This window comes from Streptomyces sp. NPDC102451, from assembly GCF_044765485.1.
Classification (GTDB): Bacteria; Actinomycetota; Actinomycetes; order Streptomycetales; family Streptomycetaceae; genus Streptomyces.
Window position 1 is genome coordinate 228,341 of record NZ_JBIWKD010000001.1, and the last position, 14,683, is coordinate 243,023.

Consider the following 14,683-nt stretch of genomic DNA (forward strand, 5'->3'; position numbering starts at 1 on the left):
CCGGTCCGGCGGCTCAGGCCAGCCGGAGCGCGAAGACCGCGAAGCCCGCCGCGAGCAGCCCCGCCGCTGCCCGGCGGGCCTTCCCGGCCCGGCCGTCCGCCTCCCAGGGGGCCTCGAACCGGCGGGCGTAGCGGGAGAGCAGCACGAGCACGGCGGCGAACAGCGGCATCCACGCCAGCCGGGCCAGGATCCAGCCGACCGAGTCCGGGGCCGTCGTCAGCCCGGGCACCGTCCCGGCGAAGGAGGCCGGCACGGCTGCGGCCAGCATCGCCGTCTGGTGCCAGCACAGGATCGTCATCGCCGACAGGTTGATCACGACCACGGGGGCCCACAGCGAGGGGCGGCGCAGCGCCCGGCCGATCCTGCCGTGCAGCAGGACCGCCGCACCGCTCTGCGCCGAGGCCAGCGCGAGGACCAGCAGCGACGGCGGATGCGAGTTGGTCCGCGCCTCGCCCGGTACGCCGACCATCGACGCCGGGTAGTGGAAGACGAGCAGCAGCACGGCGAACAGGGCGGTGCCGCCGACGAGCAGGAGCCGGGCGCCGCGCCGCGAGAGCCGGCCCTCGCCCCAGCTGACGCCCAGCTGATACGCGAAGAGCCAGCCGGGCAGGATGTTCAGCAGGCTCAGCCAGGACGGCACGGCGTCGGCGTACGGCCCGTAGCGCAGGAGGTCGACCACGGCGACCGAGCCGATCAGCGGGGCCGCGGCCCAGCCGCCGATCCGCCGGGCCAGGCGCACGCAGTACGGCGTGAGGGCGGTGACCACGGCGTACACCCCGACGAACCAGAGCGGCTGGATCACCAGCTTCGCCCCCGTACGCAAGGTGTCCTCGGGCACCCCGGCGGCGTACAGCACCGGAATCATCAGCGCCCACACGGCGGTCACGCCCAGCACGGGCCTGCCCAGCCGGACCATACGGGCGCGCAGCCAGGCACGGGTGGTGGAAGGGCGGCGGTGGTAGGAGAGGACCGAGGCGTAGCCGCCGACCAGGAAGAACACGCCCAGCATCTGGAGCACCCAGCTCACCGGCGAGAACACGGGGAACGCGGAGAGCGGGCTGGCGTTGTGCAGGCCGTCGCCGTCCAGCTCGAACCCGCCGAGCAGCCAGTGACCGGCCGGCACGGCCAGCAGGGCGAGGGCGCGCAGTCCGTCGACCGCGCGGTCGCGGTGGGCGGGAGTGCCCGCGTCGATACGGGAGACCAGCCGGCGCACGCTCATCGGGCCACCCCCTCGGCGATGGCGGTGAACGCGGTGAGCGAGTCCGTGCCGGGGGCGAAGTACCCGGTGTGGCCCTCGGCGTCCTCGGCGGGCACCTGGCGCGCCCCGAACCCCTCGCCGGCCGGGTCGGCGCCGTGCCCGAGACCCGCCACCCGGACGTGCGGTACGTCGTCGATCCAGTCGGTGTCGTCCTTGGCCGCCCAGACCCGGGCGGTGGTGTGCAGACCGGCCACGTCGTCGGCCCGCATCCCCGGGGAGCCGAGCACGACCAGGTCCGTGGCGCCGAGACCGGAGGCCGCGAGCCCGCACACCACCGAGCCGTAGCTGTGGCAGAACACGACCGGCGCGGGCAGCCCGTCGGCCGCGAGGCCCGCCGTGAACCGGGTCAGCCGCTCCGCCCCCGCCTCGGCCAGCGTCCCCGTCGCCGCGTCCAGGCCGAGGCCGACCGGGGTGGTGTAACCGGCCCAGGCGATGACCGCGCTGCCCCGGCCCGTGCCGGCGTACAGCGACTTCGCCATGCCCGCCGGGGTGCCGTACACATCGCCGCGCCGGTCGAAGGTCCCGGCGTCGATGTCCGACCCGGGCACCACCACGGACACATGACGTGCGGTGCGCAGGTCCCCGAACACCTCGGCTACCTGGCCGCGCCCCCGCGGGTCGAAGGCGAGGATCTGCCTCCCCGGCGCGGCGAGTCCGGCGTACCGGGGATCGTGGGAGGCCCGCAGCGCACGGGCGTTGGCACGGTAGCGGAGCTCCAGCGGCGCCCCGTCCAGATTGCCGACCACCGACGGATGCCGCTCCAGCAGCAGTTGCCGGTCGGTCGTGCTCAACTCACGGAAGAACTCCCGGACCTGCCCCGGCGTCGCCCGGCCCGGATCGGGCAGCTCCCGCCCCAGCACCCCGTCGGCACGCCATGAGGCGCTGCCGGGCGGTGGCCCCGTAACCGCCCGCTGAGTGTTCCCGGACGCCCAGCCGGCCGTCCCGGCCACCACGGTGGCGGCCAGTGCCACCGCGGCCAGTGTCCTCGTGAATCGGCGCATCGTGCCCTCCCCGTACGGCGTGCGCACACCGTCCGGTGTGCCGGGGAGGAAGGTAGGAAGACGGCGGGTGCCGGGGCGTCACCCCGGGGAGCCAACTGTCCGGTGATACCGGGGTAGGGGGAGTACGGGGGGAAAGCCCCACGGCGTACCGGTGGGCTGCCCGGAAGCTACGCCTCGCCCGGAGCCACCAGCCCCGACTCGTACGCGAAGATCACGGCCTGCGCCCGGTCCCGGAGCCCCAGCTTCGCCAGCACCTTGCCGATGTGCGTCTTCACCGTCTGCTCGGCCACCACCAGCCGGGCCGCGATCTCCTGGTTCGACAGGCCCCGGGCGATCAGCTCCAGGACCTCCGTCTCACGCGGCGTCAGACCGTTCAGCCGCAGCGCCGGCCCGCCGGACGGCGGTGCCGGCCGCTGCCGCGCGAAGTCCGCGATGAGCCGCCGTGTCACCGACGGCGCGAGCAGCGCGTCGCCCGCCGCCACGACCCGCACCGCGGAGATCAGATCCGCCGGAGGGGCGTCCTTCAGCAGGAACCCGGACGCCCCGGCGCGCAGCGCCTCGTACACGTAGTCGTCGACGTCGAAGGTGGTGAGCATCAGGACCTTCGGCCGGTGCACCACCCCCACCGGCGGGCTCAACAGCTCGCGGGCGGCGGCCAGTCCGTCCATCTCCGGCATCCGCACGTCCATCAGGACGACGTCCGGGTGCACCGACCTGCTGACCTCGACGCCCTTGCGCCCGTCCGGGGCCTCGCCCACCACGTCGATGTCGCTCTGGGCCGCCAGCAGGGCGGCGAACCCGGCCCGCACCATGGCCTGGTCGTCGACGATGATCACGCGGATGGTCACGGTTCCTCCGGGGTCGCGGATGCCGAGGGCGGCAGGGGCGGCGGCAGCGGGAGCCGCGCGGCCACCCGGAAGCCCCCGTCCGGCAGCGGGCCGGTGTCGAGCGTGCCGCCGGTCAACCGTACGCGTTCCCGCATGCCGACCAGGCCGTGTCCCGTGCCCGACGTCTCCAGCTTCCTCAGCGGCGAACCCGTCTCCTGGGGCCTCTCGTTGACGACCAGCACCGTCAGATGACCGTCGCGCGCCGTGACCGACACCCGGGTCCGCGCACCCGGCGCGTGCCGCACCACATTGGCCAGCGCCTCCTGCACGATGCGGTACGCCGACAGGTCCACCGCCTGCGGTACGCCGCCCCGCTCCACCGCCTCCCGCACGTCCGAGGCCAGCGACAGCTCGGCCGGGAGCCCCGCCCGCACCGTCGCCTCCACCAGCTGCTGCACCCGGTCGAGGCCGGGCTGCGGGGCCAGTTCGCCCCGGCTGCCGTCACTGCGCAGCACCGAAAGAAGCCGGCGCATCTCGGCCAGCGACTCCCTGGCCCCGGCCGCGATCGACGCGAACTCCGCCCGCGCCTCCTCGGAGAGCCCCTCGACCCGGTACGGCGCCGAGTCGGCCTGCACGGTGATCACCGACATGTGGTGCGCCACCACGTCGTGGAGCTCCCGGGCGATCCGGGTGCGCTCCTCCAGCAGCGTGCGCTGCGCCCGTTCGGCCTCGCTGATCGTCTCCTGCTCGACGAGCCTGCGCTGGGCGTCGCTCCGCTCGCGTACCGCGGCCCCGATCACCAGCACCACCCCGCCGAGGACGAACAGCAGGAGCGTGCTGCTGTTGCCGTGCGAGGGCCTGACCAGGAACAGCAGCAGGCCGGCCGCGCCCGTCGCCAGCCAGACGCCGATCGCGGTCCGCCGGCTCTCCCGCAGCCCGAGGGCCAGCAGCACGAAGAGGTAGCCGACGACGCCCGGCGGGGTCCACGGCCAGAGGGTGTCAGGGCGCAGCCCCTGCCCCAGCAGCACCAGGGCGCCCACGACGTCGGCGGTGAAGACGATCCACCAGGCCTGCAGCGGCCGGTGCGCCAGCAGCAGCAGGGGCGCGGCCTGCCCGACGGCCAGAGCTCCGGCGAGCCCGCCGGGCACCCCGTAGTCGCTGGTCAGCACATTGATCGTGACGGGGACGAAGACGGCGGTGAGGGCGAGTACGACCGCGTACGGCAGCAGCCGCAGCCAGCGTCTTGGGGAGCCGGCGAACGGCGGGACCGGCGGATGGGACGCGTGGGACAGCCCCTGGGCGAGCTCGCGCAGATTGCGGCGGGCGGCGCTCAGCAGACCGTCGGCGGGCGGGGGCCCGGCAGGAGATGGGGGCATGATCGGGTCAGCGTAGGCGCGGAGTGCGCCGGGCGGCGTCATACCGGGGGGTGGACCACGGGCCCCCGGCCCCGTACCCGGGTAGGGGGCGCGGCTCGCCCCGTACCCGGGTAGGGGGCGCGGCTCCGGGGCGACGAGGGGCCGGTGCCGTCGGTCCGGCCCACAGCTACAGCTCGGCGAGGAGCTCCGCCTTCTTCGCGCTGTACTCCGCGTCCGTCACCAGGCCCGCCTGGTGCAGGTCCCCGAGGTGGCGGATCCGCTCCGCGATGTCCGCCGGGTCGCGCCGCGCGCCGCCCACCGGGACCGGGGCGGTCGCCACGGGCACCGACTGGGTCCGGCGGACGGACTCCAGGACCGCCGCGGCGAACGGCAGCGACTCGTGCACCGGACCGTAGCCCAGGCCGAACACGACGGAAGCGGGATCCTGGTCCGGCTGGACCCGGGTGGTGACGCCGGGCGCCGGATCAGGCCCTGGGCCGCCCGCGTCGGAGTCCGCCGCCGGGCCGCGTGGCAGCAGCCGCAGATACCCCTCCAGCGCCTCGGGCGAACGCCACTCGACCCCGCCCAGCTCCGCCACGGGGAACGACTGGTCGCCCGACTTCCACTTGGCGCTCGACGCGCCCGTCCAGAACCACCGGAAGGAGACCAGCGCCCCGTCGAAGCCGGCCCGGCCGTCGTACGCCTTGAAGTGCATCGGCGTCTCGGGAGCCGTCACCAGGAAGCGCTCGGCGGGCAGGGACGCCTCGGACCCGAGCAGGCCGCGCAGCTCGTCGGCGTAGTACTCGGCGAGCGTCCCGCGCTCGGCCGGCAGCACCAGACGGTAGGGGTCGTGACCCTCCTTGAGCTGTCCGGCCGCGGCCTCCAGCAGTGGATCGGCACCTGGTCTCGGCACCGCCCGAAGGACCACCGTGCCCCGCTTGCCGGGGGTCAGCGTCACCGAAGACAACGCCGCGTACGGAATGCGGCGTTCACGCAGGCTCTGGAAGAGCCTCGGCGTGCGGATTCCCCGTTCGAAGCGGATGAGCACGGAGTCGGTGTCGAACTCCCAGGTGGCATGAATTCCGGCCAGCACATCACCCATGTGCTTCATCGTATGTGGCACAGGCCCGCACGTCCCCCTTCGGTACAGGCGGAATCACGACCAGGCGGACAGGCCGTTCGCCGCTCTCTACGCGCGTCAGACGTCTCTCTACGCGCGTCAGGCCTCTGACTCGCCGGAAATCTCCCGGTGGCAGGTGTTGTTGTCGGTGCTCGCACAGGTGACCGAGTCATAGGCGCCCACGCCGATCGCGGCGAAGTTGCTGAGGCTCTCGGTGCCCGGCTCGAAATAGCCGCTGTGCCCGATCGCGCCGCTCGCCGACACGATGCGCGCGCCGAAAGCCGGGTCGACCGGGTCGGCGCCGTGTCCCAGCCCGCCGACCGCCATGTTCGGCACGTCCGCGATCCAGTCGTCGCCGTCCCGCATCGCCCACACCGTGGCCCGGGTGCGCAGGGCGCCAGCGTTGTCCGCCCGCATCCCGGGACTGCCGGCGACCGCGATGTCGGACACCCTGGACGGCAGCTCGTGCGCGGCCATGCCGCACAGCACGGAGCCGTAGCTGTGGCAGAACAGCGAGACGTCCGAGGTGCCGGGCAGCGCGTCCAGCAGATTGTTCAGCCGCCCCGCGCCCTCCGCCGCAAGCCCGCCCAGCACGGCGTCCATGCCGATCCCGACGGGCGCCGTGTAGTCGGCCCACGCGATGACCGCCGTACGCGAACCGGGGCGCGCCGTGCGCTCGGCGTCGTACAGCGACTGCGCCATGCCGACGGGCGCCGCGTTCTTCTTGACGCCCGTGCGCTCCAGGGTCAGGAGGTTCGTGTCGACCCCGGGCACGACGACCGAGACCCGCTCGGCCCGGTCGAGGTCCCCGATGACCTCGGCCGCCCGGCCGCGACCCGACGGATCGAAGGCGAGGATCTGCCGGTCACCGGCGAGCATGGACCGGAAGCGCTCCAGCCGGAGCGCGGCCTGATGGCGCCCGTCCGGTGAGAGCCGGGTGTCCAGCGTCCGCTGTTGCTCGGCCGATTCCGCCTGGGTCAGGGCGTGCCGGTTGGCCCGGTAGCGCAGGGTGACCGGGGCACCGTTCAGATTCCCCACCACCAGCGGGTACTTGTCGGCCAGGGCGACCTGCTGGCCCGCCGTGAGCGTCGCGAAGAAGTGGGCCAGCCGGTACGCCGGGGCGCTCACGTCCGGGAGGCTGTGACCGGCTATACGGTCCTTCGCCCAGGAGGCGAGCGCGGTCTCGTGCGCCGAGTCGGAGTGCTGCTGACGCACGGCGGTCCATCCGGTGGTCGCCAGCATCACGAACACGACCGCGATGGCGAGCAGCGCGCGCCACGCGGTGAGAGTGGGGGAGGAGTCGAAGGAAGTCACTGCGCCCCACCCTAGGAGACGGGTGCGCGACGCCGTCGCAGGGGTGACACGGATCACTCGACCGCAGGGAATTGACCCTCCGTCTCTTACGCTCCGTGTGCGCCGGATCCACGGTCCGGCGCGGCGGAAGCCCGCCGGATGCCCGAATCGGCCTGAGTCGCAGGGGCATTGTGAGTTCGGCCATGTGGCGGTGGTGAGGGGTGCGGCACAGCTGTGCGGTTCGCGTAAAGAATGCGCCTACGCGGTGCGCCAGCTCCCGGAGAGCGCAGGTCCGAGCTGGTCCAGGTGGAGTTCGCTCAGCGCCCGGAGCGCGTCGAGACCGGGGTCCTTCCGCCGGCCCCAGAGCTGACCGGTCATCCTCATCACCCCGGAGAACGCCGCCACGGCCACCCGGGGGCGGGGATCCGCCTCCACGTCGAGCCCCTCACGCTCCGCGATCAGCAGGGCGGTCTGCTGCTCCAGGACGACATGGCGCCGCATGTGGGCGGCGTGCAGTGCGGGGGTCGATTCGATCATCCGGTAGGCGCGCATCTGGAGTTCGGCCGAGATGTCGTCGTCGTCGGCCTCGGAGAGGGTCATCCAGGTGCTCAGGGCGGCCCGGCGCATTGCCTCGAAAGGGGCCTCCGCGGCGGGGCGTTGACGCAGCTCCGTGAGGAAGCGCGCGTCCATCGCCTCCTGCACGGCGAAGGCGACGGCCTCCTTGTTCGCGAAGTAGCGGAAGAAGGTGCGCTGGGAGACGTCGACGGCGTCGACGATCTCGTCGACCGTGGTCCGGTCGTACCCCTGCGCGGTGAAGAGCCGGAGGGCGGAGTGCAGCAGGGCCTCACGGGTGCGCCGCTTCTTGCGTTCGCGCAACCCGTTCGGGGCTCCCGGCACGGGAACCCCGGATGTCTGCCTGCTCGTCACGTACCGGACCTCTTTTCCCTGCTTTTACCTGTTCAGACTACCTGTGAGCTACGCGACAGTTACTGTCCTGCGAATTGGTTTGTCAACTGTCAGAGGCTGACATAACGTCCGGTGCATGACTAGTCAGACCACTGTCGAGAAGGCACCGCGGGAGCCCGAAGACACCCCTGTTCCCGCACCGGTGAAAGGGCTGCGCGGCCATCCCTGGCTGACGCTCTTCTCCGTCGCCATCGGCGTGATGATGGTGGCGCTCGACGGCACGATCGTCGCGATCGCCAACCCCGCCATCCAGCAGGACCTCGGCGCCTCGCTCGCCGACGTCCAGTGGATCACCAACGGCTACATGCTGGCCCTCGCGGTGTCTTTGATCACCGCGGGCAAGCTCGGTGACCGCTTCGGCCACCGCCAGACCTTCCTGATAGGCATCGCGGGCTTCGCCGCCGCGTCGGCGGCGATCGGCCTCTCCCAGGGCGTGGCCCTGGTGATCATCTTCCGGGTGCTCCAGGGGCTCTTCGGCGCCCTGCTGATGCCTGCTGCGCTCGGCCTGCTGCGCGCCACCTTCCCGGCCGAGAAGCTGAACATGGCGATCGGCATCTGGGGCATGGTGATCGGCGCCTCGACCGCGGGCGGCCCCATCCTCGGCGGCGTGCTCGTGGAGCACGTCAACTGGCAGTCCGTCTTTTTCATCAATGTGCCGGTCGGTGTGATCGCGCTCGTCTTCGGTCTGGTGATCCTCAAGGACCACCGTGCCGAGAACGCGCCGAAGTCCTTCGACATCGGCGGCATCGTGCTGCTGTCGTCGGCGATGTTCTGCCTGATCTGGTCGCTGATCAAGGGCTCCGAGTGGGGCTGGGGCGACCTCAAGACGATCGGCTTCCTCGTCGGCGCCGTCGTCCTGTTCGCCGCGTTCGCGTTCACCCAGACGAAGGTCCGGGAACCGCTGATCCCGCTGGCCATGTTCCGCTCCGTACCGCTGTCGGCCGGTGTGGTCCTGATGGTGCTGATGGCGTTCGCCTTCATGGGCGGCCTGTTCTTCGTCACCTTCTACCTGCAGAACGTCCATGGCATGAGCCCGGTCGACAGCGGTCTGCACCTGCTGCCGCTGACCGGAATGATGATCGTCGGCTCGCCGCTCGCCGGCGCCGCGATCACCAGGTTCGGCCCCCGTGTGCCGCTGGTCGGCGGCATGGTGTCCGTCGCGGTCGCCATGTTCGGGATGTCGCAGCTGGCCATCGGCACCGGCACGCTGACCATGTCGCTCTGGTTCGCCCTGCTCGGCTTCGGCCTCGCACCGGTCATGGTCGGCGCCACCGAGGTCATCGTCGGCAACGCCCCGATGGAGCTCTCCGGTGTCGCGGGCGGACTCCAGCAGGCCGCCATGCAGGTCGGCGGAAGCCTCGGTACGGCCGTCCTCGGCGCCGTCATGGCCGCCCAGGTCGACGCGAAGCTCGGCGACAACTGGAAGGCCGCCGGCCTTCCGCCGGTCGAGCCGGCGCAGCTGGACCAGGCGTCCGCCGCCATCAAGGTCGGCATGCCGCCGGTCGCACCCGGCACCCCGCCGGAGATCGCGGCGAAGATCACGGGCGTCGCCCATGACACGTTCGTGTCGGGCATGAGCTCGGCCTTCATGGTCGCGGGCATCGTCGCGGTGGTCGCCGCCCTGGTCGCCACGCTCACCAAGCGCGGTGCGAACGCCGAGGCCGGAGTGGGTGCGGGCCACATCTGATCCCCCTCGGACCCTGGACCGCCCCCGGCGGCCCAGGGGTCCCGAGCCGTCAACACAGTGCACCTGACAGCCCCGCCGGAAGGTTCCGGCGGGGCTGTCGCCTATCAGGGTGGTCCGCCTCCCGGGCCCTTCCCGGCCCGTACCTCCGCAGGTCAGAGTGCGGACATGCGAGCCGCCCGGCTCGCTCGACCACGGGGGTTGATCCACCATGCGCACGACCGTTCTCGCCTCCACCCTGGCGGCCACCGCACTCGTCCCGGCCACGGCCGCCCTGTCCTCGGGCGCCACACCGGCCGCCCAGCACGGGCCCACCGAGCGCACCCGCAGCGCACCGCACGCCGCACCGGCGGGGCTCGCGCCGTGCGGAGCGGGGCAGCTCTGCCTCTGGGCGAAGCCCGACTTCACCGGGGCCAGGCAGGTCCACGAACTGTCCACCGTCGACATCGAGAGCTGCGTCCCCCTCCCGGCCGGCCGCCCCGCCCAGGCGCTCGTCAACCGCACCGGGCGGCCCGTCACCACCTACCAGTCGGCCGAGTGCGCCGAGACCGGTGAGTTCGAGACGTACCCGGGCGGCGGCACCTGGGTCCCCAGGTCGCCGTACACAGCGCGGGCCTTCAAGATCTGGGAGAGCTGAGCGCCGGTGAACGCCGAAGGGCGGCGGAGCCGTGAAGCTCCGCCGCCCTTCGAGGAACCGTGATCCTTACGCGTCGCCGCCGGCCGCGCCGGGGCTCGCGGCGGCCACGTCCAGCAGCTCGTAGCGGTCCAGCGCCGTCTTCAGCGCCGAACGGTCGATCTTGCCTTCCTTCGCCAGCTCGGTCAGCACCGCGAGCACGATCGACTGCGCGTCGATGTGGAAGTAGCGGCGGGCCGCACCCCGGGTGTCGGCGAAGCCGAAGCCGTCCGCACCCAGCGACTGGTAGGCGCCGGGCACCCAGCGCGAGATCTGGTCCGGCACGGAACGCATCCAGTCCGAGACCGCCACGAACGGGCCCTCGGAGCCGGAGAGCTTCTGCGTCACATAGGGGACGCGCTGCTCCTCCTCCGGGTGGAGCAGGTTGTGCCGCTCCACCTCCACGGCCTCACGGCGCAGCTCGTTCCAGGAGGTCGCCGACCAGACGTCCGCCTTCACGTTCCACTCCTCGGCGAGGATCCGCTGGGCCTCGACCGCCCACGGGACCGCCACGCCGGACGCCAGGATCTGGGCCGGGATCTCGCCCTGCTCGCCGCTGCGGTAGCGGTGCACGCCCTTGAGGATGCCCTCGACATCCACATCGGCGGGCTCGGCGGGGTGCTGGATCGGCTCGTTGTAGACGGTGAGGTAGTAGAAGACGTCCTCGTTCTCGTCGGGGGCCCCGCCGTACATCCTGCGCAGACCGTCCTTGACGATGTGCGCGATCTCGTACCCGAACGCCGGGTCGTAGGAGACACAGGCCGGGTTCGTCGACGCGAGCAGCTGCGAGTGGCCGTCCGCGTGCTGGAGACCCTCACCGGTCAGCGTCGTACGGCCGGCGGTCGCACCCAGCACGAAACCGCGCGAGAGCTGGTCGGCCATCTGCCAGAACTGGTCACCGGTGCGCTGGAAACCGAACATCGAGTAGAAGACGTACACCGGGATCAGCGGCTCGCCGTGCGTGGCGTACGCCGAACCCGCGGCGATCAGCGAGGCCGTACAGCCGGCCTCGGAGATGCCGTCGTGCAGCATCTGGCCGGTCGGCGACTCCTTGTACGCGAGGAGGAGCTCACGGTCCACGGACTCGTACTGCTGGCCGAGCGGGTTGTAGATCTTCGCACTCGGGAAGAACGCGTCCATGCCGAAGGTGCGGTACTCGTCGGGCGCAATCAGCACGAACCGCTTGCCGATCTCCTTGTCCCGCATGAGGTCCTTCAGGACGCGGACGAACGCCATGGTCGTGGCGATCGACTGCTGACCCGAACCCTTCTTCGCGGTCGCGTACGCCTTGTCGTCAGGCAGGGGCAGCGGCTTCGCCCGCACCACCCGGGTCGGGACGTACCCGCCCAGACCCTTGCGGCGGTCGTGCATGTACTGGATCTCTTCCGAGTCGCGGCCCGGGTGGTAGTACGGCGGGTTACCGTCCTCCAGCTGCTTGTCCGCGATCGGGATGTGCAGTCGGTCACGGAAGCGCTTGAGGTCGTCGGCCGTGAGCTTCTTCATCTGGTGGGTCGCGTTGCGGCCCTCGAAGTTCGGTCCGAGCGTCCAGCCCTTGACCGTCTGCGCCAGGATCACGGTCGGCTGGCCCTTGTGGGCCTTGGCCGCCGCGTACGCCGCGTAGACCTTGCGGTGGTCGTGACCGCCGCGGCCCAGGTGCAGGATCTGGTCGTCGGACATGTCCTTGACCATGTCCCGCAGCCGCGGGTCGTCACCGAAGAAGTGGTCACGGATGTACGCCCCGGTCTCGGTCGCGTACGTCTGGAACTGGCCGTCCGGGGTGGTGTTCAGCTTGTTGACCAGGATGCCCGTGCGGTCCTGCGCGAGCAGCGGGTCCCAGGTGCGGTCCCAGACCAGCTTGATGACGTTCCAGCCGGCGCCGCGGAACTGCGACTCCAGCTCCTGGATGATCTTGCCGTTGCCGCGCACCGGGCCGTCGAGGCGCTGCAGGTTGCAGTTGACCACGAAGGTGAGGTTGTCCAGGCCCTCACGGGCGGCGATGGACAGCTGGCCGAGCGACTCCGGCTCGTCCATCTCGCCGTCGCCGAGGTAGGCCCAGACATGCGACTTGGAGGTGTCGGCGATGCCGCGCGCCTCCATGTAGCGGTTCATCCGCGCCTGGTAGATCGCGCCGAGCGGGCCGAGGCCCATCGAGACGGTCGGGAACTCCCAGAAGTCCGGCATCGACCGCGGGTGCGGATAGCTGGACAGCGCGTGACCGGCCTTGGACTTCTCCTGGCGGAAGCCGTCGAGCTGCGCCTCGCTCAGCCGGTCCAGCAGGAAGGCGCGGGCGTAGATGCCCGGGGACGCGTGGCCCTGGAAGAAGATCTGGTCGCCGCCCAGGCCGTCGTCCTTGCCCCGGAAGAAGTGGTTGAAGCCCACGTCGTACAGCGAGGCGGAGGAGGCGAAGGTGGCGATGTGCCCGCCGACGCCGATCCCGGGACGCTGGGCGCGGGAGACCATCACCGCTGCGTTCCACCGGGTCGCGTTGAGGACCTTGCGCTCGATCTCCTCGTCGCCGGGGAAGAACGGCTCGTCCTTCGTGGCGATCGTGTTGATGTAGTCGGTACTGCGCATCTCGGGCACGGCCACGCGCTTCTCGCGCGCACGCTCGATGAGCCGGAGCATCAGATAGCGGGCCCGCTCACGGCCGCGCTCGTCGACGGCGGCGTCGAGGGAGTCGAGCCATTCCTGGGTCTCTTCAGGATCGAAGTCCGGGACCTGGCTGGGAAGGCCGCCAATGATGATCGGGTTGCGATCGGATCCGGAAGCCACGCTGTTCCTTCGCTGTTCGGTGGTGCTCTTCGGGGCCTGGTTGCGGGGAACGTACCCCCGGGGAGGCTGCTTACGCCGCATCCATCGTGTACCGCGAGGCCCCAAACGTCATCTCTACTGTGGGGTAACGCAAGGTTCCCGGACGCCGTGTCCGGGCACGAGTACCAGCAGCGTGAGGGCGGTACCGCCCAAACCGCAACCATACGCTCAACCCGGCCAAGCGTTCCCAAAGCCCGTTCGAATCCGAATGGCGGAGCGAAACGGCATAAGCTGAGGAAGGACGTAAGACCGACGCCGGTCGGTCCTAAGGGTCCGGACACCATTTCCGGCCCCGCAGGAGACATACCGGAGGTTGCGGCGACGTGGCAGGGAACGTCACCGTTTAGGCGGTCTCGGACGCCGGGTACTTGCGCGATTCGCCGAGCCCGTGTGGACTACGGCCAATGCCCCGCGCACGCGCGTGGCTGAAGCATTTTCCGAAACATGATCAGGAGGCAACCCGTGAGCGCGACCGCGGACCACGCGGAGGAACGGACCAACACGGCCGCAAGGCTTGGGTTCGAGCCCGGACAGGTGGTCCAGGAGATCGGCTACGACGACGACGTCGAGCAGGAGCTCCGTGAGGGCATTGAGGCCACAATCGGCCAGGAACTCGTCGACGAGGACTACGACGACGTCGCTGACGTCGTCCTGCTCTGGTTCCGCGACGAGGACGGCGACCTTACGGACGCGCTGGTGGATGCCATTGGTCTGATCGAGGACGGTGGGGCGGTCTGGCTGCTGACGCCCAAGACCGGCCGCGACGGATACGTCGAACCGAGCGACATCAACGAGGCTGCCCAGACAGCTGGTCTCGCCCAGACCAAGAGCATCAGCGCGGGCAAGGACTGGACGGGCAGCCGTCTGGTCACCCCCAAGGGGGCCAAGGCCAAGCGCTGAGAGCTCCTTTCATCACCCGAGGCCCCCGACGGCACCACGCCGGCGGGGGCCTTCGTACGCCCCGGTGCGTCCCTGCCCGGCTCCCGCCGGGGACGCTGCGTAGGGTGGGTGTCACCCGGACGGCCCAGGCCGGGGAAGTGTGACGTTCGTGAAGGGATACGTGTACATGGCGATCGAGGTCGGCACGAAGGCTCCGGATTTCGAGCTGAAGGACAACCACGGGCGCACCGTGAAGCTCTCCGATTTCCGTGGCGAGAAGAACGTGGTCCTGCTCTTCTACCCCTTCGCCTTCACCGGCGTCTGCACGGGGGAGCTGTGCGCGCTCCGCGACGAGCTCCCCAAGTTCGAGAACGACGACACCCAGCTGCTCGCCGTCTCCAACGACTCGATCCACACCCTGCGCGTCTTCGCCGAGCAGGAGGGCCTGGAGTACCCGCTGCTCTCGGACTTCTGGCCGCACGGCGAGACCTCGCGGGCGTACGGCGTCTTCGACGAGGACAAGGGCTGCGCGGTGCGCGGCACGTTCATCATCGACAAGGAGGGCGTGGTCCGCTGGACCGTCGTCAACGGCCTGCCGGACGCGCGTGACCTGAACGACTACATCAAGGCGCTCGACTCGATCTGATCCGGGTTGTACGGGATCCGGGGTTTGCGACCCGCCGGATCCGGGGATCTCCTGGCGGCGACCGGCCAAAAGCCTGTTTTGGCCGGGAACCGGTCACTAGGATCCAATCGTTGATCCGATGCCATCGCACAACGGGGGCGCTGGTGTCTGCCGGCCCTCTCAAAACTTTT

At 71.0% G+C, this 14,683-nt stretch carries 12 protein-coding genes; 4 read left to right on the top strand and 8 right to left on the bottom strand.

Going from position 1 to position 14,683, the window contains the following annotated elements; genetic code table 11:
* Positions 1 to 13: 13 nt before the first annotated feature.
* From ACIRD8_RS01060 to ACIRD8_RS01090, 7 genes are all read right to left on the bottom strand, one after another.
* Positions 14 to 1,219: an acyltransferase gene (locus ACIRD8_RS01060; RefSeq protein WP_403984671.1), complete on the bottom strand. Its 1,206-nt coding sequence runs from the start codon at positions 1,217 to 1,219 to the stop codon at positions 14 to 16.
* Positions 1,216 to 2,259, bottom strand: a complete 1,044-nt coding sequence (locus ACIRD8_RS01065; protein WP_403984673.1) for an alpha/beta hydrolase — start codon at positions 2,257 to 2,259, stop codon at positions 1,216 to 1,218. Before ACIRD8_RS01065 ends, ACIRD8_RS01060 begins: the two co-directional genes overlap by 4 nt.
* A 167-nt stretch (positions 2,260 to 2,426) precedes the next feature.
* Positions 2,427 to 3,107 (bottom strand): response regulator, encoded by a 681-nt coding sequence (locus tag ACIRD8_RS01070; RefSeq protein WP_403984675.1) that lies wholly within the window; start codon positions 3,105 to 3,107, stop codon positions 2,427 to 2,429.
* Positions 3,104 to 4,462, bottom strand: a complete 1,359-nt coding sequence (locus ACIRD8_RS01075; RefSeq protein WP_403984677.1) for a sensor histidine kinase — start codon at positions 4,460 to 4,462, stop codon at positions 3,104 to 3,106. Before ACIRD8_RS01075 ends, ACIRD8_RS01070 begins: the two co-directional genes overlap by 4 nt.
* A gap of 166 nt (positions 4,463 to 4,628) precedes the next feature.
* Complete coding sequence (locus tag ACIRD8_RS01080; protein ID WP_403984679.1) at positions 4,629 to 5,543, bottom strand: DUF4429 domain-containing protein; 915 nt, start codon at positions 5,541 to 5,543, stop codon at positions 4,629 to 4,631.
* A 117-nt stretch (positions 5,544 to 5,660) separates the two neighbouring features.
* Positions 5,661 to 6,875, bottom strand: a complete 1,215-nt coding sequence (locus tag ACIRD8_RS01085; RefSeq protein WP_403984681.1) for an alpha/beta hydrolase — start codon at positions 6,873 to 6,875, stop codon at positions 5,661 to 5,663.
* Between the two features lie 237 nt (positions 6,876 to 7,112).
* On the bottom strand, positions 7,113 to 7,781 hold the full coding sequence (locus ACIRD8_RS01090) for a TetR family transcriptional regulator (protein ID WP_403984683.1): 669 nt from the start codon (positions 7,779 to 7,781) through the stop codon (positions 7,113 to 7,115).
* A gap of 115 nt (positions 7,782 to 7,896) precedes the next feature.
* Between ACIRD8_RS01090 and ACIRD8_RS01095 the strand changes: the two genes are divergently transcribed.
* Together ACIRD8_RS01095 and ACIRD8_RS01100 are read left to right on the top strand one after the other, a co-directional pair.
* Positions 7,897 to 9,507: an MFS transporter gene (locus ACIRD8_RS01095; RefSeq protein WP_403984685.1), complete on the top strand. Its 1,611-nt coding sequence runs from the start codon at positions 7,897 to 7,899 to the stop codon at positions 9,505 to 9,507.
* Between the two features lie 208 nt (positions 9,508 to 9,715).
* Entirely contained in the window at positions 9,716 to 10,141 is a 426-nt protein-coding gene (locus ACIRD8_RS01100) for a peptidase inhibitor family I36 protein (protein WP_403984687.1), read from the top strand.
* A 66-nt stretch (positions 10,142 to 10,207) separates the two neighbouring features.
* On the opposite strand, the gene aceE is transcribed toward ACIRD8_RS01100, so the two are convergent.
* A complete protein-coding gene (aceE, locus tag ACIRD8_RS01105) occupies positions 10,208 to 12,949 on the bottom strand; it encodes a pyruvate dehydrogenase (acetyl-transferring), homodimeric type (RefSeq protein ID WP_403984689.1) in 2,742 nt (913 codons plus the stop codon).
* A gap of 501 nt (positions 12,950 to 13,450) precedes the next feature.
* Between aceE and ACIRD8_RS01110 the strand changes: the two genes are divergently transcribed.
* Entirely contained in the window at positions 13,451 to 13,888 is a 438-nt protein-coding gene (locus ACIRD8_RS01110) for a DUF3052 domain-containing protein (protein ID WP_056784969.1), read from the top strand.
* 166 nt (positions 13,889 to 14,054) lie between these two features.
* The gene (locus ACIRD8_RS01115; RefSeq protein WP_360362640.1) at positions 14,055 to 14,513 is read left to right on the top strand and encodes a peroxiredoxin; all 459 of its coding nucleotides are present in this window, start codon (positions 14,055 to 14,057) and stop codon (positions 14,511 to 14,513) included.
* Positions 14,514 to 14,683: the final 170 nt, after the last annotated feature.

Excerpts from the sequence above, each read along its gene's own strand:
- ACIRD8_RS01115 (WP_360362640.1), top strand. The coding sequence starts at position 14,055 with ATGGCGATCGAGGTCGGCACGAAGGCTCCGGATTTCGAGCTGAAGGAC.
- ACIRD8_RS01095 (WP_403984685.1), top strand. The coding sequence starts at position 7,897 with ATGACTAGTCAGACCACTGTCGAGAAGGCACCGCGGGAGCCCGAAGAC.
- ACIRD8_RS01065 (WP_403984673.1), bottom strand. The coding sequence starts at position 2,259 with ATGCGCCGATTCACGAGGACACTGGCCGCGGTGGCACTGGCCGCCACC.
- ACIRD8_RS01080 (WP_403984679.1), bottom strand. The coding sequence starts at position 5,543 with ATGGGTGATGTGCTGGCCGGAATTCATGCCACCTGGGAGTTCGACACC.
- ACIRD8_RS01100 (WP_403984687.1), top strand. The coding sequence starts at position 9,716 with ATGCGCACGACCGTTCTCGCCTCCACCCTGGCGGCCACCGCACTCGTC.
- ACIRD8_RS01075 (WP_403984677.1), bottom strand. The coding sequence starts at position 4,462 with ATGCCCCCATCTCCTGCCGGGCCCCCGCCCGCCGACGGTCTGCTGAGC.
- ACIRD8_RS01060 (WP_403984671.1), bottom strand. The coding sequence starts at position 1,219 with ATGAGCGTGCGCCGGCTGGTCTCCCGTATCGACGCGGGCACTCCCGCC.